This is a genomic window from Conexibacter sp. DBS9H8 (assembly GCF_023330685.1).
Lineage (GTDB): Bacteria > Actinomycetota > Thermoleophilia > Solirubrobacterales > Solirubrobacteraceae > Palsa-465.
This window is the reverse complement of the sequence record NZ_CP097128.1, coordinates 738,283-757,307: the sequence shown is the minus strand read 5'-3', so window position 1 is coordinate 757,307 and position 19,025 is coordinate 738,283. Positions and strand designations below refer to the sequence as shown.

Annotated in this window: 16 protein-coding genes; 13 read left to right on the top strand and 3 right to left on the bottom strand. The window is 73.2% G+C overall.

What is annotated here, in order from left to right:
• Positions 1-5: 5 nt before the first annotated feature.
• The 6 genes from M3M55_RS03635 (at position 6) to M3M55_RS03610 (ending at position 8,100) form a co-directional block, all read left to right on the top strand.
• Positions 6-1,133 carry an FAD-binding protein gene (locus tag M3M55_RS03635; protein ID WP_249011465.1) on the top strand — a complete coding sequence of 376 codons (1,128 nt, stop codon included), beginning with the start codon at positions 6-8 and terminating at the stop codon, positions 1,131-1,133.
• A 7-nt stretch (positions 1,134-1,140) separates the two neighbouring features.
• Entirely contained in the window at positions 1,141-2,421 is a 1,281-nt protein-coding gene (locus tag M3M55_RS03630; RefSeq protein ID WP_249011464.1) for a (Fe-S)-binding protein, read from the top strand.
• The gene (locus M3M55_RS03625; RefSeq protein ID WP_249011463.1) at positions 2,418-4,628 is read left to right on the top strand and encodes a malate synthase G; all 2,211 of its coding nucleotides are present in this window, start codon (positions 2,418-2,420) and stop codon (positions 4,626-4,628) included. The genes M3M55_RS03630 and M3M55_RS03625 overlap by 4 nt, the downstream gene beginning before the upstream one ends.
• Positions 4,629-5,060: a heme-binding protein gene (locus M3M55_RS03620; RefSeq protein ID WP_249011462.1), complete on the top strand. Its 432-nt coding sequence runs from the start codon at positions 4,629-4,631 to the stop codon at positions 5,058-5,060. It abuts the gene before it with no gap.
• Between the two features lie 237 nt (positions 5,061-5,297).
• On the top strand, positions 5,298-7,184 hold the full coding sequence (locus tag M3M55_RS03615) for an MFS transporter (RefSeq protein WP_249011461.1): 1,887 nt from the start codon (positions 5,298-5,300) through the stop codon (positions 7,182-7,184).
• Between the two features lie 160 nt (positions 7,185-7,344).
• Positions 7,345-8,100, top strand: a complete 756-nt coding sequence (locus tag M3M55_RS03610; RefSeq protein ID WP_249011460.1) for an enoyl-CoA hydratase/isomerase family protein — start codon at positions 7,345-7,347, stop codon at positions 8,098-8,100.
• Positions 8,101-8,261: 161 nt separating this feature from the next.
• Here the strand turns inward: M3M55_RS03610 and M3M55_RS03605 are convergent, their stop codons facing one another.
• Entirely contained in the window at positions 8,262-8,876 is a 615-nt protein-coding gene (locus tag M3M55_RS03605) for an ANTAR domain-containing response regulator (protein ID WP_249011459.1), read from the bottom strand.
• A 64-nt stretch (positions 8,877-8,940) separates the two neighbouring features.
• Positions 8,941-10,143, bottom strand: a complete 1,203-nt coding sequence (locus tag M3M55_RS03600; RefSeq protein ID WP_249011458.1) for a sensor histidine kinase — start codon at positions 10,141-10,143, stop codon at positions 8,941-8,943.
• 156 nt (positions 10,144-10,299) lie between these two features.
• On the opposite strand from M3M55_RS03600, the gene M3M55_RS03595 reads away from it, so the two are divergent.
• From M3M55_RS03595 to M3M55_RS03565, 7 genes are all read left to right on the top strand, one after another.
• Positions 10,300-11,673 carry a cytochrome ubiquinol oxidase subunit I gene (locus tag M3M55_RS03595; RefSeq protein ID WP_249011457.1) on the top strand — a complete coding sequence of 458 codons (1,374 nt, stop codon included), beginning with the start codon at positions 10,300-10,302 and terminating at the stop codon, positions 11,671-11,673.
• 6 nt (positions 11,674-11,679) lie between these two features.
• Positions 11,680-12,963, top strand: a complete 1,284-nt coding sequence (locus M3M55_RS03590) for a cytochrome d ubiquinol oxidase subunit II (RefSeq protein ID WP_249011456.1) — start codon at positions 11,680-11,682, stop codon at positions 12,961-12,963.
• A 123-nt stretch (positions 12,964-13,086) separates the two neighbouring features.
• The gene (locus M3M55_RS03585) at positions 13,087-14,124 is read left to right on the top strand and encodes a zinc-dependent alcohol dehydrogenase family protein (protein WP_249011455.1); all 1,038 of its coding nucleotides are present in this window, start codon (positions 13,087-13,089) and stop codon (positions 14,122-14,124) included.
• A gap of 50 nt (positions 14,125-14,174) precedes the next feature.
• Complete coding sequence (locus M3M55_RS03580) at positions 14,175-15,821, top strand: peptide chain release factor 3 (protein ID WP_249011454.1); 1,647 nt, start codon at positions 14,175-14,177, stop codon at positions 15,819-15,821.
• Positions 15,822-15,854: 33 nt separating this feature from the next.
• The gene (locus M3M55_RS03575) at positions 15,855-16,649 is read left to right on the top strand and encodes an FAD:protein FMN transferase (protein WP_249011453.1); all 795 of its coding nucleotides are present in this window, start codon (positions 15,855-15,857) and stop codon (positions 16,647-16,649) included.
• 59 nt (positions 16,650-16,708) lie between these two features.
• Positions 16,709-17,185: a nuclear transport factor 2 family protein gene (locus M3M55_RS03570; protein ID WP_249011452.1), complete on the top strand. Its 477-nt coding sequence runs from the start codon at positions 16,709-16,711 to the stop codon at positions 17,183-17,185.
• A gap of 46 nt (positions 17,186-17,231) precedes the next feature.
• The gene (locus M3M55_RS03565; RefSeq protein WP_249011451.1) at positions 17,232-18,050 is read left to right on the top strand and encodes an SDR family oxidoreductase; all 819 of its coding nucleotides are present in this window, start codon (positions 17,232-17,234) and stop codon (positions 18,048-18,050) included.
• A gap of 87 nt (positions 18,051-18,137) precedes the next feature.
• Here M3M55_RS03565 and M3M55_RS03560 read toward each other — a convergent pair whose 3' ends face one another.
• Positions 18,138-18,941, bottom strand: coding sequence for a serine hydrolase (locus M3M55_RS03560; protein ID WP_249011450.1), 804 nt, complete (start codon positions 18,939-18,941; stop codon positions 18,138-18,140).
• Between the last annotated feature and the right edge of the window lie 84 nt (positions 18,942-19,025).

The following is a 19,025-nucleotide window of genomic DNA, read 5'->3' as shown; positions in this document are numbered from 1 at the left end:
CACAGATGATCGCCACCGTCGACAGCGTCGCCGCCGTGCAGGAGGCGGTGCTCGTGAGCGACCGGCTGCTGCCGGTCGGCGCCCAGACCAAGCCGGCGCTGTCAGCCGTCACCGACCCGGGCACGGTCCGGCTCGACTGCGCCGGGCTGTCGGGGATCTCGGCCTATGACCCGGCCGAGCTGACCCTCACCGCCGCGGCGGGCACCCCGATCGTCGAGCTCGCCGACGCGCTGGCGGCCCACGGCCAGTACCTCCCCTTCGACCCGCCGCTCGCTGCGGCTGGGGCGACGCTCGCGGGTACCGTCGCCGCCGGCCTGTCCGGCGCCGGAGCCCAACGCTACGGCGGCCTGCGAGACTTCATCATCGGCGTCGAGTTCGTCGACGGGCGCGGGCGCCACGTCCACGGCGGAGGGCGGGTCGTCAAGAACGCGGCCGGGTTTGACCTGCCCAAGCTGATGGTCGGCTCCCTCGGGCGGCTCGGGGTGATCGTCGCCGTCTCCCTCAAGGTGTTCCCCCGTGCCCGCGCCCACCGCACCCTCGCCGCGACGTTCGCCAGCCCGGCGGCTGCGCTCGACACGATCGGCGTGCTCAACCGCGGCCCGCTCGCGCTCGAAGCGCTCGATCTCACCTCAGAGGGACGTCTGCTCGTGCGCCTCGGCGGCGACGACGGGACGCTCACGGCCCTCACCGAGCGGGCCGAGGCGACCATCGGCACCGCCTGTGAGCGGATCGACGGGCCTGAGGAGGCGGCCATGTGGGCCGCCTCCGCCGCGCTGACCGCCCTCCGCGGCAACGGCGACCGCGCCAGCGAGAACCCCAGCGACAGCGACGCCCCCAGCGGCGACCTCATCCGCATCCCGCTCACCCCGCCCCAACTCCCGCCCCTCAGCACCGCGCTCACAGCCGCCGGCGCCCGCCACCGCTTCAGCCGCGGCGCGAGCGTCGCCTGGGCCCACTGGCCGGCTGACCGCACCCTCACCGAGCTGTCGGACCGGCTCGCGGATCTCGGTCTCGGCGGTCAGCGGCTGTGGGGCCGGCCTGGACCGCCGCTGCTCGGCACCGTCCCCGGTGGCCCGTTCGCCGACCGGGTGCGTGCCGCCCTCGACCCCGACCACCGCTTCCCGGAGCTCTGAGCAGCCTATGCGCCACACGATCGCCACCGACACGCTCGGGCCGCGCGGCCCGGCCCTCACCGCCCCGATCGACGCCTGCGTCCACTGCGGGTTCTGCCTCCCGAGCTGCCCGACCTACGTCACCCTCGGGGAGGAGATGGACTCCCCGCGCGGGCGGATCCTGTTGATGAAGGAGGTGCTCGAGGGGACGCTCGAGCTCGACAGTGCCCTCCCGTACCTCGACAACTGTCTCGGCTGCCAGGCGTGTGAGACCGCATGCCCGTCCGGAGTCCACTACGGGGAGCTGATCACCGGCTTCCGCGCCCACGTCGAACCGGTCCGCCGCCGCCCGGCGGCCGCTCGGCTCCAGCGCCGGCTGCTGCTCGAGACCCTCCCGTTCCCGCGCCGGTTCGCGCTCGCCGCCCGGCTGGGCCGGCCCGCCCGCGCACTCGCCGAGCGGCTGCCGAGCCCGCTCGCGGCGATGCTCGCCCTGATCCCGGACCGCCTCCCGCCGGCCGCGCCACTGCCGGCCCGGATGCCCGCCCAGGGCCCGCGCCGGGCGCGCGTCGCCCTGCTCGCCGGCTGTGCCCAGCAGGTGCTCGACCCCGACATCAACTGGGCGGCGCTGCGGGTGCTCGCCGCCAACGGGATTGAGACGGTGATCCCGCCCGGCCAGGCCTGCTGTGGCGCGCTGGCGATGCACACCGGCGCGAGTGAGCGCGCGCGCCCGCTCGCGCGGGCCAACCTCGCCGCCTTCCCGACGGACGTCGACGCGATCATCACGACCGCCGCGGGGTGCGGCTCGGGCATGCGTGAGTACGGGCTGCTCCTCGCCGGTGAGCCGGATGCCGAGGCGGGGGCCGCCCTCGCCGAGCGGGTCTGCGACGTCGCGACGTTCCTTGACCGGGTCGGTCTGATCGCCCCGCCCCCGCTGCCCGAGCCGATCACGGTCGCCTACCACGACGCCTGCCATCTCGCCCACGCCCAGCGTGAGCGTACGGCGCCGCGGCGGCTGCTGGGCGCCATCGACGGCCTGACGCTCGTCGAACCGGCCGAGTGGGAGCTCTGCTGCGGCTCGGCGGGCACCTACAACGTCGAGCATCCCGAGCTCGCCCGCCGGCTCGGGGCGCGCAAGGCGGCGAACCTCCGGGCGACCGGCGCGGAGCTGATCGTCACCGCGAACATCGGCTGCCTCACCCAGATCGGCCTGCACCTGCGCGAGGCGGGCGTCGAGATGGCGCTCCTGCACACGGTGCAGGTGCTCGACCGTGCCTACGCCCACGCCCTGAAGGGAGCCCCGCCCCGATGACCGAGACCGTCCAGGTCGGCCGCCTCAGAGTCGCCGCCCCACTGCATGCATTCATCGCCGAGGAGGCGCTCCCGGGCACCGGCGTGGAGGAGGACGCCTTCTGGGCGGGGGCAGAAGCGCTCATCCACGACCTCACCCCACAGATCCGGGCCTGCCTGGCCCGCCGCGCCGAGCTGCAGGGCGCCCTCGAGACCCCCGCGGGCCGGGCGGCCGCCGCCGACCCCGCGACCGCCGAGACGTTTCTGCGTGACATCGGCTACCTCGAGCCCGACCCCGGCCCGGTGAGGATCACGACAACCGACGTCGACACCGAGATCGCCGAGCAGGCGGGCCCCCAGCTCGTCGTCCCACTGCTCAACGCTCGGTTTGTCACGAACGCGGCGAACGCCCGCTGGGGGTCGCTCTATGACGCCCTGTACGGCTCGGACGTGATCGACGAGACCGACGGACGCAGCGCCGATGGCCCGTACAACCCGGTCCGGGGGGCGGCGGTGATCGCGCGCGGCCGCGCCTTCCTCGATGCGCACTTCCCGCTCGCGGAGGGCTCCCACGCCGATGTCTGCGCCTACCGGATCGCCGCGGGCGCGCTCGCCGCGGACCGGTCCGGTGCGAGCGGGGCGGACGGGGCGGACGGGGCGGACGGGGCTGGGACGGGTCTGGCGGACCCGTCCCAGCTCAGAGGTTTCCGCGGTCCGGCGGAGGCGCCCTCGGCGCTGGCGCTGTCCCACCACGGCCTCCACGTCGAGGTCCGGATCGACCGGGAGCACCCGATCGGCGCGACGGACCCCGCCGGGGTGTGCGACATCGCGCTCGAGGCGGCGCTGACGGCGATCATGGACCTGGAGGACTCGGTCGCCGCCGTCGATGTCGCGGACAAGCTCGTCGGTTACCGCAACTGGCTCGGGTTGATGCAGGGCACGCTCACCGCCGAGGTGGACAAGGACGGCACGCGGTTCACCCGTGCGCTGGCCGGGGATCGCACCTACACGGCCGTGGCGGGCGGGGAGCTGAGGCTGAAGGGGCGGGCGCTGCTGTTCGTCCGCCAGGTCGGCCACCACATGTTCTCCGACATGATCTGCGACGGGGACGGTGCGCCGGTGCCCGAGGGGATCGTCGACGCGCTCGTCTGCGGTCTCATCGGGGTCCACGACCTGCGCGGGCCACGGGCGGGCGCGAACTCGCGGGCCGGATCGCTCTATGTCGTCAAGCCGAAGCTGCACGGCCCCGCGGAGGTCGCCCTCACCGTCGAGTTGTGCGCCCGGGTCGAGGCGATCCTCGGGCTTGCGCCGCAGACGATCAAGCTCGGGATCATGGACGAGGAGCGGCGCACGAGCCTCAACCTGAAGGCGTGCATCGCCGCCGCCGCGGACCGGGTCGTGTTCATCAACACCGGGTTCCTCGACCGGACCGGGGATGAGATCCACACCTCCCTCACGGTCGGGCCGATGGTGCCGAAGGCGACGATGAAGTCCCAGGCGTGGCTGGGAGCCTATGAGGACGCGAACGTCACCACCGGGCTCGCCTGCGGCTTCGCCGGGGTCGCCCAGATCGGCAAGGGGATGTGGGCGGCCCCGGACAACCTCGCCGACATGCTGGAGGCGAAGGTCGCCCATCCCCAGGCGGGGGCGAACTGCGCGTGGGTGCCCTCGCCGACGGCGGCGACGCTGCACGCCCTCCACTACCACGCCGTCGACGTCGCCGCCCGCCAGCGCGAGCTCGCCGCCACTGGAGCGGAGGTGCGGTTGGCCGACCTGCTCACCCTCCCGCTCCTGGACCCCGAACGCCTGAGCGAGAGCGAGCGGCTGGCCGAGCTCGACACGAACGTGCAGAGCACGCTCGGCTACGTCGTCCGCTGGATCGACCAGGGCGTCGGCTGCTCGAAGGTCCCCGACATCACCGGCACCCCGCTGATGGAGGACCGGGCGACCTGCCGGATCAGCTCCCAGATGGTCGCCAACTGGCTCGCCCACGGCATCGTCACCATCGCGGAGGTGGAGGCGTCGCTGGCCAAGATGGCCGCCGTCGTCGACGCCCAGAACGCCGGGGACCCTCACTATGTGGCGATCGCACCGGCCTGTGACGGGCACGCCTTCCTCGCCGCACGGGAGCTGCTGCTCGAGGGCGCCGCCCAGCCGTGCGGCTACACCGAGCCGATCCTCCACCGCCGACGGATCGCCGCCAAACACGCCCAGGAGTCGTTGACCTGAATGTGCCTCACCCTCGCCACCGCCCGTCAGATCACCGCGGCCGCGCTCGCCCACGGAACCGCGCACGGCCTCAAGCCGCTCACCGTCGTCATCCTGGACTCAGGGGGTCATATCCGCAGCGTCGAGCGGGAGGACGGGGCCTCCAACCAGCGCGTCCAGGTCGCCTGGGGGAAGGCGAACGCCGCCCTCGCGCTCGGGATGGGGTCGCGGGCGCTGATGGCCCGAGCGGAGGTGCAGGCCTACTTCATCACGAGTGTCGCCGCCGCCGTCACCGGGCCGTTCGTGCCCGTGCCCGGCGGGGTGCTGCTGCGCGACGGCGCCGGCGGCGCAATCCTCGGCGCGGTCGGCGTCTCCGGGGACAGCTCCGACAACGATGAGGCGGCCGCGGTCGCCGGGGCGGGGGCGGCGGGGCTCACCGCACAGGTCGACTGAATCGGCTCGGCGGCTTCGCGGACGGCCGGACACCGAGCCGCGGCGGCGATCACGCCGACTCGGGGGGAACTGCGCCCCGCCGCCGGGCGTCTCTATAGGGTCTGCGCCAGGAGAGAGACCGTGACCACCCTGACCGGGAGCTGGTCACCTCAACGGAGGAGATGAGATGCGAGCAGTGACGCCGCGGGCCACGGGCCCGTGCGAGGACCCGATCCGATCGACCGACGGGAGGCGCGTGTGAGCACCGCCCCTGTCTCCGACGCAGCCCCGAGCCCCGTGCAGCGGCTCTGGAACCGCACCCTAGTCCACTATCCGGGGAACACGACGCGGTTCATGAGCCTGGGGATCGTCGTCGCGACGACGATCGTCCTCTACTACCAGCTGTACCTCAGCGGTGGGGTGGCGACGGCGATCCTCCGGGATCTCCACATGTCCTTCACCTACTACGTGAACGTCAGCGTCGTCGGCTACCTGCTCGGCGCGACCGCCTCGGTCGTGGCGGGGCTCGCGGACCGCTACGGGCGGGCGAACATCGTCACCGTCGGGCTCGGCATCGTCGGCCTGCTGTGTCTGTTCGCACTGCCGAACGTGCACTCCAAGCTCGGGTTCGGGATCGTCTACGTCGCGATCGGCTTCGTCGAGGGGATCATCCTCGTCGCCACCCCGGCGCTGATCCGCGACTTCTCCCCCCAGCTCGGGCGCGCCTCCGCGATGGGCTTCTGGACCCTCGGTCCCGTCCTCGGCTCCCTCGTCGTCTCCGCGTTCGTCTCCAGCTCGGGCAACGCGACCTGGCAACACCAATATGAGAAGGCGGGAATCATCGGCCTGATCGTGTTCGTCGTCGCGCTGCTGGGCCTGCGGGAGCTGTCCCCCGGCCTGCGGGACCAGTTGATGGTCTCCAGCAAGGACCGCGAGCTGATCGAGGCCCGGGCCGCCGGGATTGACATCGAGGCGAGCCTGCGCAAGCCGTTCCGGCAGATGCTCCACCTCGACATCCTCGGGTCGGCGTTCGCGATCAGCGTGTTCCTGATCATCTACTACGTCGCCGTCGGGTTCTTCCCGATCTTCTTTGAGACCGTCTTCCGCTACACCCAGGCCCGGGCGAACACGCTGGGCAACTACTTCTGGGCCTTTGACGCGGGCGGACTGATCATCGTCGGGCTGATCTCTGACCGGCTGCGGGTGCGCAAGCCGTTCATGGTCCTCGGCGCGATCCTGTCGATCATCTTCACGCTCATCTTCGCGCTGAAGGCGACGAACGCGCACACCTCCTACGGGACGTTCGTGTTCCTCCTGTCGGCGATCGCGGTGTCGCTGGCGATCGCGTTCGCCCCGTGGATGGCGAGCTTCACCGAGACGGTCGAGCGACGCAACCCGGCGCTGATCGCCACCGGCCTCGCCGTGTGGGGGCTGACGATCCGCGTGGTGATCGCCGTGTCCGTGTTCTTCGTGCCGAAGGTCGTGACGACCGCGACGACGCTCGTGGAGCAGGGCCCGGGTGTCCAGGCGGTGCTCAGCTCGACCGTTCCGGTCGGTTCGACGACGATCGGGAAGGTCGCGACCGCGGTCGCCGCCCATCCGACGACGGTCGCCAAGCTGCAGACCGTCGCCGCCCGGGACGCGGCCCTGATCGCCGCGCTGAAGGCGAACCCGACGATCGCCGCCGCACTCGCCAAGGCGCAGGCGGCCGGGGTCACCCCGACGGCCGCCCAACTGGGCGCGATCAGGGCGGCGATCGGAGCCAAGGCGTTCAGCGAGCTGATCGCCCCGACGGCGGCGAGTGACCTGGCGTTCCTCTCCACCACCGCACCCAAGACGCTCGGAGCCGCCCAGTTCGCCGCCCTGTCGGCGCCGACCCCGGCGCTCGGCGCGGCGTTGAAGACCCTGGCGACCGACGGCCCGCCGGTGGCGAGCGCGGCCAAGCGGTCCCCGAAGCAGTGGCGCAGCTTCTTCCTCATCGGCGTCGCCGGTGAGGCCGTGTTCATCCCGCTGATCCTGCTGATGGCGGGCTTCTGGGATCCGCGCAAGGCCAAGCGCGCGGAGGAGGCGCACGACGCCTGGCTGGCGGCGGAGATGGCCAAGCTCCGGGCCGGCGGTTCCGCCGGGCCACAGCCCGGCAGCTGAACCGGATGGGCGATGCCGGCGCGCTCGGGGGTGAGCGCGCCGGTACGCCTCCGGGTGAGGGCGCGCCGGCGGCTCCCCAGGCGGGGGCGCACCGGCGTCACTGTGGGCCTGCCGGCGCCCCCCGAGGTCTCTCGGACCGCCGAGTTGCGATGATCGGGGCATGGACTCCGAGGTCATCCTTCAGGTCGAGGGCGGGTTGGCGACGCTCACCCTCGACGCGCCGGGGCGGCGCAACGCGCTCACCGTCGCGATGGCCGAGGCGATCATCGCCGCCTGTGAGCGGGTGGACGGCGACCCGGCCGTCGGAGCGGCGGTCATCTTCGGGGCGGGCGGCTACTTCTGTGCCGGGGCGGACCGGGCGCTCCTGACCCGTGCCGGGGAGGACCCCGCCGCCCCGGACCGCTACGACCAGCTCGGGGCGGTGTATCAGGCCTTCACCCGGATCGGGGCGCTCAGAGTGCCGACCGTCGCCGCGATCGTCGGCGGGGCCGTCGGTGCGGGCCTCAACCTCGCCCTCGCGACCGACCTGCGGGTCATCGCCGAGGACGCAACGCTGCGGTCGGGGTTCCTTCCGATCGGCCTGCATCCCGGCGGCGGCCACAGCCTGCTGCTGAGCCGCGCGGCAGGCCGGGAGGCCGCCAACGCACTCGCCCTATTCGGCGCAGCGATGACCGGGACGGAGGCCGCCGCCCGCGGCCTCGCCTGGCGGGCGCTGCCGGCCGCCGAGGTCCTGGAGGCCGCGACCACGCTCGCGGCGGTCCCGGCGGCCGATCCGGCCCTCGCGCGGGCGACCGCGCGCTCGATGGCGACGGTGACCGGGCCGCCGGCGCTGCCGTGGCCGGCCGCGCTCGAGCTCGAGCGGTCCGCGCAGATGTGGTCACTGCGACGACGCGCGCTCAGAGCCGGGGGCAGCTGACGTGGGGGGAGAAATGTGTCGTGGGAACGCATTTGTCCCCCCTCGTCGCGGTTCACCCCCCCCGTCGCGGTTCACCCCCCCCTCGTCGCGGTTCACCCCCTCGTCGGGCTCACCCTCGCGAGAGGGGCGCGTCACCCCGCCGGGGGCCCTCACCAGCCGCCTCAACCGCCTCCCGCCGACGGGCTCTCCCCGTCCGCGGGCGGTGCCAGCAGCTCAGCCCCGTCGAGGATCACCCGGGCCATCTCCACGAGCCGGAGGTTGCGGTCCCGGGCGGCGCGCTGGATACGCCGGAACGCGTCCGGTTCGCTGAGGCCGGCGGAGGTGATCAGCACCGCCTTGGCCCGCTCGACGAGCTTGCGGTCGGCGAGAGCCTGGCGGGCCTCGGTGACCTCCGCCTCGAGGTCGCGGAACTCCCGGTGCCGGATCTCGGCGAGGGCGATCGCCGCCGCGAGCTCACGGTCGTTGACCGGCTTGGCGAGGTAGGCGCTCACCCCGGTGGCGATGCACCTGTCGATCAGCCCCGGATCCTCGACCCCGGTGATCACGACGACGGGCCGGCGCAGGCCGAGGTCGGCGAGCGCGGAGGCGGCGCTGAGACCGTCCCGGCGGGGCATGTCGATGTCAAACAGGTACAGGTCCGGCGGCGCGCTGCGCGCGAGCGCGATCGCCTCCTCCCCGTCCCCGGCGAGCCCGATCGCCGTGTGCCCGAGCGCCTCCACCCGGCGGGTGAGGGCGAGACCGATGACCGGGTCGTCCTCGGCGATCAGGATCCGCATCGATCCCGTCCGGACGCGGCGATCGGGGACGGGGAGAGCGACGGGGCGTGTCGGGATGCCTGCATCAGGGGTTCTCGGCGACGGAGAGGTGGGCTGCGAAGGAGACGGTGGCGACGGTCGGCCCGTCGGGCTCGTGCGCGAGCCGGAAGCGGCCGTGCAGGCCCTGGCGGGTGATCCGCTCGACGAGCGCGAGCCCGAGCCCGGGGGCATGGCCGTTCGGTCCATCGCCGCCGTCACTGACGGTGAGCGACAGGCTCGTCGGGTCATCCCCGTGGGCGAGGGCGACCCGGATCGGTGCGAGCCCGTGCTCGACGGCGTTGGCGATCAGCTCGTTGGCGACGATCCCGACCTGTTGGGCGACGTCCGGGTCGAGCCGCTCGGGGACGGTGGACACCTCGGCGTCGGGAGCGACCGAGCGGGTGATCAGGCGCAGGAGTTCGCCCGCGTCCACGTCGGCCCCGCGCCGGTCCGCGAGCAGCCGGTGGACGACGGCGATCGCCCGGATCCGGTCGGCGGTCTCATCGAAGGCACGAGCGTCCCCGGTTCCTGCGGGTCGGCTGAGCAACAGCAGGTCCGCGACGGTCTGCAGGCTGTTCTTGACGCGGTGGTGAGCCTCGGCGAGCAGGAGCCGCTCGAGCTCGGCCCGGTCGTGGAGGGCGATCCGGGTGGCCGCGGCCGCCCGGTTGAGGTCGGCGAGGGCGACCGCGAGCACGGCGGCACCGAGCAGCAACACGGCGCGGAGCGCGACCGCGCCGGCGCTGAAGTCACCGCTGGCGCCGGTGAGGAGCACGAGCAGGCCGATCGCGGCGGCGAGCCACGCGACCCGGGCGGACCCGGAGTGGATCGTCGCGAGGAACGGGACGATCAGGAACAGGAGCAGGTCGAGGTCGGCGTGGGCACCGGCGACGAGCACGAGCAGGGCGACGAGGATCAGCAGCCCGCCCGACCACACGGTGAACAGGGGCCGGCTCCAGCGACGGCTGCGCCACCAGCGGTGGGGGACGACGAGCATCGACCCGTTGAGCAGGGCGGCGCCGACGATGAGGACGACGACAACGACGCGCCGGTGGGCGTGGATGCCGAGCGCGAGCGCGATCAGCACGGCGGCGACCGAGGACCAGCCGAGCCAGACGCCGGCGCGGCGGGCGGCCGCGCGGACCTCCAGCTCACTCTCCCAGCCGGTGGCAGGTGCCAGCGGTCGCGGGAGGGAACGGGCCGCCCGCTGCCGCGGCGGATCGTCGTGTCCCGGAGGCGTTTGGCGACTCATCCCTGAAGGGTAGATCCGCGCTGGTATAACTGAGGTTGCGTCGCTCACGGTTGGCGGCCGCTCGGAGTCACGATCGCTCCGTCCTCTCAAACCTTTCCCTGGGAGTTCGCACGTGACCATCCCCTTCCGTATTCCGCCTCACCCGGTGAGGCCGGCATGAATCCGCCCACCACCGCCGGGCACGCCGTCTACCTCAAGGCGGCCAGCCAGCTCCAGGCGCTCTCCTTCACCGCGCACGTGCCGTTCATCTGCTTCGGCATCGCCCTGCCCGCGATCGTCGCCTACGTCGAGTGGCGCTACCTCCGGACCGGTGACGAGCTATACCGCACGATCGCCCGGCGCTGGACCCGGATCATGGCCGCGCTGTTCGCGATCGGCGCGGTGACCGGCACGATCCTCTCCTTCGAGATGGGGATGCTGTGGCCGTCCTTCATGTCGACGTTCGGCAGCGTGTTCGGTCTCGGCTTCGCGATCGAGGGGTTCTCGTTCTTCCTTGAGGCGATCTTCGTCGGGATCTACGTCTACGGCTGGAAGCGGTTCTCACCGCGCGTCCACTTCCTCACCGCCCTGCCGATGATCTTCGCCGGTTTCACCGGGTCGCTGATGGTCATCTCGGTCAACGCCTGGATGCAGCATCCCTCCGGGTTCCGACTTCACCACGGGCACGTCTACGACGTCCACCCGTGGGCCGCCCTGTTCGGCAACAGCTTCCTCTGGAACGAGCTCATCCACATGTACGTCGGGGCGTTCATGGTCGCCGGGTTCCTGCTCGCGATGCCGTATGCGATCGGGCGCCTGCGCGGACGCTGGAGCCGCTATGAGCGGATCGCCTTCACGGTGCCGTTCTCGATCGCCGCGATCGCCTCACCGCTGGAGGTGCTCATCGGCGACTGGGTCGCTCGTGACGTCGCGACGGAGCAGCCGATCAAGCTCGCCGCCATCGAGGGGCTCGCCAAGACGACCCGCGGGGCCCCCGAGCACCTGCTCGGCTGGTACACGAACGGTCAGATCAAGTTCGGGATCGCGATCCCCCACCTTCTCTCCCTGCTCGCCTTCCACAGTTTCAACGCGAAGGTGACCGGACTCGACGCCGTGCCGGTCGCCTACCGACCGCCGATCAACATCACCCGGATCTCCTTCCAGACGATGGTTGGGATCGGGACCGGGCTCGCGGTGCTCGCCATGTGGTTCCTGTGGGTTCGTTACCGTCACCGTCGCCTGCCCCGCCAACGCCTGTTCTTCCTCGCCGCCGCGGCCGCCGGCCCCGGGGCGATCACCGCCCTCATCGCCGGGTGGATGGTGACCGAGGTCGGCCGCCAGCCCTGGGTCGTCTACCACGTGATGACGACCGCCCAGGCGGTGACCCGCGCGGGCTCGGTACCCGTCAGCTACGGCGTGCTGTCGGCCGCCTACGTGATGATCGCGATCGCCGCCGTGTGGATTCTGCGCCGGCTCGCCCGGGCCCCACTCGGCGGGGCGGAGGATCCCCTGGAGAGGAACAACCAGGACCGACAGCTGCTCGGGGTGTGATCGCTCATGCACCTCTATGACCTCCCGATCATCGCGGTCCTCATCGGCCTCGCGCTCTACACGATCCTCGGCGGGGCGGACTTCGGTGCCGGCATCTGGCAGCTCGTGTCCCTCCTCACCCCGGCGAGCAGCGCGGAGGGGCGCGGGCGCTCGCGGGCGATCCGCGAGCACGCCCACCATGCGATCGGGCCGGTGTGGGAGGCCAACCACGTGTGGTTGATCTTCGTGCTCACCGTCACCTGGACCGCCTACCCGGCGGCGTTCGGCGCGCTCGCCTCCACGCTCGCGGTGCCGCTCCTGTTCGCCGGGGTCGGGATCATCTTCCGCGGCACCGCCTACGCGCTCCGGTCGGGGACGGCGCAGCGCCGGGAGCTGCGGATCATCGACGGGCTGTTCTCCGCCGCCTCCTTCCTCACCCCGTTCGCGCTCGGGACGATGGTCGGCGCGATCGCCTCCGGCCGGGTGCCCAAGGGCAACGCGGCGGGCAACCTGATCAGCTCGTGGCTCAACCCGACCTCCCTGCTCGCCGGCGCCCTCGCGGTCGTCCTCTCCGCCTACCTCGCGGCCGTCTACCTCGCCGCCGACGCCGACCGACACGACGAAACCGAGCTCGCGGGGGCGTTCCGGCGCCGCGCGCTCGTGACGGCCGTGATCGCCGGGGCGATCGCCCTCGCCGGCCTGCCCGTCCTGCACGCAGACGCCCACCGTCTCTACGTCGGGCTGCTGGAGGGACCTGGTCTCGTCGGGGTGGGGATCTCCCTGCTCGCCGGGGTGACGACGCTCGGGCTCGTGCTCGCCCGCCGCTACGGTCAGGCGCGGATCTCCGCCGCGCTCGCGGTCGTCGGGATGATCGTCGGCTGGGCGCTCGCCCAGCAGCCTCGGCTGCTGCCCGATCTCACCGTCGCCCAGGCGGCCGCCCCGACGACGACGCTGATCGCCGTTCTCATCGCGATCGGGATGGGGATCGTCATCCTGTTCCCCTCCCTCGGGCTGCTCTTCGGCCTGTTCCTGCGCGGCGGCTTCGACGACCAGCCGCTCGCGGTCATCCTCGCCGTCCCGACCGATGGCGGACGGACGCGCTCGGCGACCGTCAGTGTGAGGGTGGCGATCGCCGGATTGCTCGGCGGGCTCGGTTTTCTCACGTTCGCCAACCCACCCTGGGCGCACACGATCGGGGTGATCTCCCTCGGCGTCTGCGCGCTGGCGACCCTCGCCGCGGTCAACCCGACCGAGCTGGCCGACCTCGAGGGCGCCTCGATCACCGAGTCACCCTCACCACCGGGAGCCTGAGGCCGCCGCGACCGAGGCAGACCGTAGGCAGCCGCGTTCACGACAGCGGCCGCCGGCCCCACCCCGCCGCGGCCTGTCACCCTAGGGACGTCCCCTCTCCCGTAAGCGACCGAGGAGCCGTACGTGCGCGCAGCGATCTTCCATGCCCCCCGTGATGTTCGCGCCGGTGACCGGCCGGACGCCGGCCTGCGCGAGCCGACCGACGCGGTCGTCCGGGTCGTCCTCGCCTGCGTGTGCGGATCCGATCTCTGGTACTACCGCGGCGCGACCGATTTTGCTCCTGGGCCGATCGGGCACGAGTTCATCGGCGTCGTCGAGGCGATCGGCGCGGAGGTGACGGCGGTTCGTCCCGGCGCGCTCGTGATCGCCCCGTTCGCCTTCAGCGACGGGAGCTGCCCCAACTGCGCGCACGGGATCACCACCGCCTGCCTGCACGGCGGGTTCTTCCCGGCCAACGGGGACGGCGGCCAGGGGGAGGCCGTGCGGGTGCCGTGGGCGGACGCGACGCTCGTGCCGGTTCCCGGCAGCGGCCACTCCGAGACGATCCTCGCCTCCCTGCTCACTCTTTCGGACGTGATGGCCACCGGCCATCACGCCGCCGTCTGCGCCCGGGTGACGCCGGGGGCGACCGTTGCGGTGGTGGGGGACGGGGCCGTCGGTCTCTGTGCGGTCCTCGCGGCCCGGCGGATGGGCGCCGAACGGATCATCGCCCTCAGCCGGCACGCCCCCCGCCAGGCGCTCGCGCGCGCGTTCGGCGCGACGGAGGTGATCGCCGCCCGCGGTGAGGAGGCGATCGCGGAGGTGAAGGAGCTGACCGGCGGGATCGGGGTCGACGCGACGCTCGAGTGCGTCGGTACCGGCGAGTCGATGCACACCGCCGCCGCGATCGCCCGAGCCGGGTCGATGGTCGGCTTCGTCGGGGTGCCCCACGGCGTCGAGCTGTCGGTCCGCCAGCTGTTCTACCGGACGGTCGGGTTCCAGGGCGGCCCCGCCCCGGCGCGGGTGTACATCCCCGACCTGCTTGAGGACGTCCTCGCGGAGCGGATCGATCCCGGCCGAGTGTTCGACTACAGCACCGGCCTGGAGGGGATCGCCGACGCGTACGCGGCGATGGATGAACGGCGGGCGATCAAGTCCCTGGTTCGGGTGAGCGCGCTCTGAGCGCCCCGGCCCTCCGCACCGACGCCGACGCTGAGGCCCGGCCCGCCGGGGTGGGCGGGCCGGGCGCCACCCTGGCCGAACCGGCCCTCATCGCGAGCGATCCCAGCAGCGCACCGATCGGGACGGAGGCGGCGGCGATTCTCGCTGAGGCGGCGCGGCGGCGGACGTTTGCGATCATCTCCCACCCGGACGCGGGCAAGACGACGCTGACGGAGAAGCTGCTGCTCTACGGCGGCGCGCTCACGGAGGCGGGGGCGATCAAGACCCACGGGGGCGGCCGCCGTGAGGTCACCTCGGACTGGATGGCCCTCGAACGGGCGCGCGGGATCTCGGTCACCTCGACCGTGCTGCGCTTCGCCCACGGCAACACGGTGCTCAACCTGCTCGACACCCCGGGCCACCGCGACTTCTCCGAGGACACCCTGCGGGTGCTCGCGGCCGCCGACTGCGCGGTGATGCTGCTCGACGCCGCCCGCGGGGTGCAGGAGCAGACCCTCAAGCTCTTCCAGGTCGCCCGCGCCCGCGGGATCCCGCTGATCACGCTCGTCAACAAGTGCGACCGGCCGGGGATGGAGCCCCTCGCGATGATCGACCACATTGAGGCGACGCTGTCGCTCGCGACGACACCGGTCACCTGGCCGGTCGGTCACCCCGGCGCATTCCAGGGGGTGCTCGAGGCCGACAGCGGCACCTTCGTCCGTTTCACCCGCAGCGCGCACGGGGCGACCCGGGCGGGGGAGGAACGGCTGACGGACAGCGCCCCGGACCCGACCGACCCCGCCTGGGTGACCGCCGCCGAGGAGCTCGAGCTGCTCGCCGCCGACGGCCGCCACTGGGACCGGGACGCGTTCCTCGCCGGGGAGCTGACCCCGGTCCTGTTCGGCTCGGCGCTGTGGAACTTCGGGGTGTCGCACCTGCTCGAGGCGATCGTCGCCCGGGCGCCCGCGCCCACCCCGCGACGCACCGTCTCGGGGGAGGCGCTCGCGCTCGAAGGCCCGCTGTCGGCGCTCGTGTTCAAGGTCCAGGCGAACATGGATCCGCGCCACCGCGACCGGATCGCCTTCGTGCGGATCTGCTCGGGCGAGTTCCGTCGCGGCATGCGGGTGGTCAACTCCCGCACGGGACGGCCGGTCAACCTCGCCCACGCCCACGAGCTGTTCGGGCAGGAGCGGACGACGATCGACGCCGCCTTCCCGGGCGACATCATCGGGGTCGTCAACGCGGCGGACGTGCTCGTCGGCGACACGCTCAGCGCCGGTGACCCGGTCGCCTTCCCGCCGATCCCGACGCTCGCCCCTGAACACTTCGTGACCGTCCACAACCGCGACCCGACCCGGCGCAAGCAGTTCCACCGCGCCCTCACCCAGCTCGACCAGGAGGGGGTCGTTCAGCTCTACCACCGCGCCGAACGCGACCCCGCGCCGGTGCTCGCCGCCGTCGGGCCACTGCAGTTCGACGTCGCCGTGCACCGCCTCGCCGACGAGTTCTCCGTCCAGGTCCGCCTCGATCCGCTCGACCTCCATCTCGCCCGGCGGGTGGCCGCCGAGGACGCGGAGGCGGTGCGCGCCTCGCGTTGGGCCGAGCTGCTCGAACGGGGCGACGGTACCCGCCTCGCCGCATTTCGCACCCCGTTCGCCCTCGCCCAGTTCCGGGAGGCCGCGCCCGCGGTCACCCTCGACGAGCTCACCGCCCGCTGAGCGCCGCGATCGGCCCGCCGTCCGATGTCGATGGTGTCCCAGACCGAGCACGTGATGGGCCTGCCGGTGCTGTTCGTCGTCGAGGATCCGCTCCTGCCCGCGCTCGGCGACGCGATCGCCTGGCTGCAGGAGGTCGACCGGCGCTTCTCCACCTACCGGGCCGACAGTGAGATCAGCGCGCTCAACCGCGGCGAGCTGACCGCTGCGGAGCTGCACCCGATGGTCGCCGCCGTCCTCGAGCGGTGTGCTCAGCTGCGCGCCGACACCGACGGGTTCTTCGATATCGCCGCCCCCTACCTGGTCCCGGCGGCCGCCGCCAACGCCGCCCCGGCGCCCGGGCGGGGCCGGGCCGGCTCGGTCGACCCGTCCGGCTATGTGAAGGGCTGGGCGGTCGCCTCCGCGATGGCCCGCCTGCGCCACGCCGGCGCGGAGAACGTCGCGATCTACGCGGGCGGCGACATCGTCGTCCACGGCCACCCCGAGGACGGGGAGCCGTGGCGGATCGGGATCGAGCATCCCCGTGAGCGGGACCGGATCGCCCTCGCGGTCGCCCTCCGCGACGGCGCCGTCGCGACCTCGGGGACCGCGGCGCGCGGTGCCCACATCATCGACCCGCACACCGGCGCCGCACCGCAGGGCCTGTTGTCGGTGACGATCATCGGCCCCCAGCTCGCCACCGCCGACGTGTATGCGACGGCCGCCTTCGCGATGGGCGCCGACCGGGCCGCACAGTGGTGTGCGGGCCTGGATGGATATGAGGCGGTGCTCATCTGCGAGGACGACACGGTCCTGAGCACCCCGGGGGTCGCCCCCCTCCGGGTCGCCTGAGCGACCCTGGCCGCCGCGGTCCCGCCGAACCGGGGACCGAGGACGCTAGGCTCGGCTCCATGTCCAGCCAGGCCCGGCCCCCGCTTCCCCCCTTTGACACCGCGAGCGCGACCGTCAAGGTCCGGGCGGCCGAGGACGCGTGGAACGCGCGGGACCCGGTCCGCTGTGCGGGCGCCTACACCCCCGACAGCCGCTGGCGGAACCGGTCGACGTTCCTCACCGGCCGGGAGGAGATCATCGCCTTCCTCACCGCCAAGTGGGAGCGCGAGCACGAGTACCGCCTGATCAAGGAGCTGTGGGCGACCGCGGGCGATCGCATCGCCGTCCGCTTCGCCTACGAGTGGCACTCGGACGCGGGCCAGTGGTTTCGCGCCTACGGCAACGAGAACTGGCAGTTCGCGCCTGACGGCCTGATGGCGACCCGTCACGCGAGCATCAATGACGTCGCGATCGAGGAGTCCGAGCGGCTCTTTCACTGGGACCGCTCGGGGCCCCGTCCGGCCGACCACCCAGGCCTCAGCGACCTCGGGTTGTGAGCCTCGGCGCCCCCGGCGGTCACGCCGACCGCTAGGGTGCGGGCCCATGTCAGGGAGCTACTCAGGACAGACGGTGCTGGTGACCGGCGCCTCACGCGGAATCGGGCTGGCGTGCGCCCGCCACTTCTCCGGGCAGGGGGCGCGGGTCGCGCTCGTGGCCCGCAGCGCCGACCGGCTTGAGGCGGTCGCCGCCGAACTCGGGAACGGTGCCGTCGCCATCCCCGCCGACACCGCCGACCCGGCCGACTGCGCCCGGGTGATCGCGACCGTCACGGAGCGGCTCGGCCCGATCGACGTGCTCGTCTCCAACGCGGGGATCCTCCGGCGCGACTTCATCGAGGACATCAGTGTCAGCGACTTCGAGGAGAGCTACCGGACCAACGTCGGCGGCGCGGTGTGGCTCGCGAAGGCGGCGATCCCGGGGATGCGCGAACGCGGGCGGGGCGCGATCGTGCTCGTCTCCTCCGAGCTCGGCCTGATCGGCGCACCGTCCTACGGCAGCTACTGCATGTCCAAGTTCGCCCTGATCGGCCTGGCGGAGGTGCTCAGCCACGAGCTCGCCGGGACCGGCGTGCGGGTGGCGGTCGTCTGCCCGGGCAACGTCCGCACCGATCAGCTCGCGGAGGAGTACGCCTGGGGTCTCGGGGCTGGCGCCCCGCCGGAGAAGGCGCTCGCGCCTGAGGCCGTCGCCGCGACGATCGCCGCCGCCGCCGAGGGCGGACCGCTCGTTGTGCTCGCCGACAAGCCGGCGTTGAAGCTCGGCTTCGACGCGATGTTCGCGATGCCGCGCCGGCTGCGGCTGATGATCATCCGCGACGCCTACAAGGCGCTGCTCAAGGACCGTCGCGCCCGGCTCGGCGCCTGAGGATCGACCCGCGGGCCGCCGCCGCAGGCCGTCGGCGGGGGCCGCCGGTGCAGGCCACGGCCGCGAGGTGCCGCCGCGGGCCGCCGGTCACCGCTCAGGCGTGAGCGGGCTCAGTCCGAGCCGCTCGAGGGTGGCGGCGAGCGCGGTGGCCATCGCCACCCACGCCGGGTGATCGACGCCCGCCCGGGCGGGCCCGCCGTCGCTGAGGCACCCGACCCACAGCGGGCCGTCTGAGGTGCGCAGGACGCCGGCGTCGTGGCGGGCACCACCGGCCGCCGCGCTCATGTGAAAGAACGCCGCCGCCGGGTCGAGGGCGCGCGCGAGCCCTTCGCCGCCCCGGTGGGCGGCGAAGGGGCCGGCCAGCAGCGGGTGGCGGACGGCGGCGAGGGCGTCCTGATGGTCGGCGAGGGTGACGCTCGCCGAACCGGCGCCGGGCTCCCCGGTCCCCGGGGCCGGCAGGGCGCTTGACCAGCCCCGCCGGGCCCAGCGGGCGTTGACGGCCACCGGACCGCCGAGGAAGGCGATGAGCGCACCCGCCGCGGTGAGGTCGCCGGCGCCGACGGCGAGGAGGATGAGGTCGCCGAGGCGGTGCACCGTCGGGAGCTGGCCGGCGGCGAGCAACCCCGCCCCGGCGGCTGCCTCTGCGGCCGCCTCGGCGTGGGCCCGGGTGACCGGCACCGCGCGGCTGAGGGTGAGCCCGCCGGTGCCGAGGTCCTCCTCGATCAGGGCGGCGAGCAGGGTCGCGACCATCGCGCCGGCCCGGAAGGGTTGGGTGAGGGCCCGGCCGGCGAGGCGACGGCCCGCCAGACGGACCTCCCAGGCCGCCTCGAGTCCGCCGTCGGCGAGCGCGCGGTGCCAGATCGCCTGAATGTCGGGCCGGTGTGACTCCATCGCGTCATTGGACCGGAGCGCCGGGCCGGGGCTGCAAGTTCGCCGTCATCGGGCGGTCGCTCACGCCGGCACGGTTTCGCTGGG